The organism is Spirillospora sp. NPDC049652, assembly GCF_040675125.1.
GTDB lineage: Bacteria > Actinomycetota > Actinomycetes > Streptosporangiales > Streptosporangiaceae > Spirillospora.
On sequence record NZ_JBFAOF010001389.1, the window covers coordinates 1 to 1,440 of the forward strand.

The window sequence follows — 1,440 nt, forward strand, 5'->3', positions numbered from 1 at the left end:
GCCCGCTCGACCGCCCGCGGGTAGGGCGTGGGCAGCACCGCCGCCTCGCGCTCCCACACCGCCCAGCGCGCCGACTCCAGGTAGGTCGTGATCCCGATCAGCGGCGGTTCGGGGCCGTCCTCGCCGGCTCCGCCCCCACCGGTCCGCGGGCAGCCGGGCCCGTCCTCGATCTCCTGCGCTGCCCTGTCCGCCACGCGCGGCCCCCTCCTCAGCCCCGGCGCGCCGTCGCCCTCGCGGCGGCCGGTGATCTCCCGTTGACGCGAGGCCATGATGCTGCATGCCGGGAACTTCCGCCCGGCGAATCTCCTACCGGGGTAGAGAATCGCGCACCGCAGGGTCCGCGCGCGCCCGCCGCGCCGAGACCGGAGTCGACTTTCCCCTCCCTGCGAATGCCTGCGCATCGCGGTGATTCGGGCGGTTGGAATACCGATCAGTATCCATCTCCGGAAAACGCAATGGCCGATCACCGAAAATGATGTGCCAACTACTCTTCGGCATACTGCACGGTAGTTGACACGTAAGGGTTGAGAATCCTCGGCTGGCGGTGAGAGAATCCCGGGAAGTCGGACAACGCCGAGGGCGCCGGAAGCGCCGGGGAGCGTCGGCGCCGGCCAACAATTGCCTTGGGGGCGAGCCCGGTAAATGTCCCTGGATCCGCGTATCGTCAAAGAGAGTTTCGGCCGGATCGAATCGCACGGCGTCCACGCGGTCGCCTATTTCTACGGACGGCTGTTCGCCGAGAATCCGCGGCTGCGCACCCTTTTCCCGCCCGCGATGGACCTCCAGCACGACCGGCTCCTGCACGCGCTCACCGAACTCGTGTGGAGCCTGGACAGCCCCGGCTCCATGACGTCCTACCTCGACCGGCTCGGCCGGAGCCACCGCAAGTTCGGCGTCCGGCCCGAGCACTACCCGGCGCTGCGCTCGGCCCTGCTGGCGACCCTGCGGAAGTTCTCCGGCGCCGCCTGGACGGCGGAGGCCGAGGCCGCCTGGGCCGCCGCGTTCGACGCGGCCGCCGAGACCATGATCGCGGCCGCCGCCCGGGACGCCGCCCAGGCCCCGCCCTGGTGGGTGGCCGAGGTCGTCGAGCACGAGCGCCGCACCCCGGACATCGCCGTCCTGACGCTGCGGCCCGGCCAGGCCCTGCGGTTCTCGGCGGGCCAGCACATCACCGTCCAGACCGCGCGCTGGCCCCGGGTCTGGCGGCCTTACTCGATCGCGAACGCGCCGCGTCCGGACGGGCTGCTGCGGCTGCACGTCCGGGCCGTCCCGGGCGGCTGGGTGAGTGGCACGCTGGTCCGACACACCGGCGTCGGCGACACCCTGCTGCTCGGCCCCGCGGGCGGCGCGATGGCCCCGCCTGAGAACGCCGACCGCGACCTGCTGCTCGTCGCGGGCGGCACCGGGCTAGCGCCGCTGCGGGCGATCTCCGGCACGCCG

The 1,440-nt window shown here is 72.6% G+C and carries 1 protein-coding gene and 1 pseudogene; one reads left to right on the forward strand and one right to left on the reverse strand.

Annotated features, from left to right (window positions below; genetic code table 11):
* Positions 1-194 (reverse strand): annotated as a pseudogene (locus tag AB0J52_RS40455) (hypothetical protein); the annotation flags it as partial.
* 448 nt (positions 195-642) lie between these two features.
* Here AB0J52_RS40455 and AB0J52_RS40460 point away from each other — a divergent pair.
* Positions 643-1,440, forward strand: a 798-nt coding sequence (locus AB0J52_RS40460; RefSeq protein ID WP_500188510.1) for a globin domain-containing protein, incomplete at its 3' end; no start/stop codon positions are given.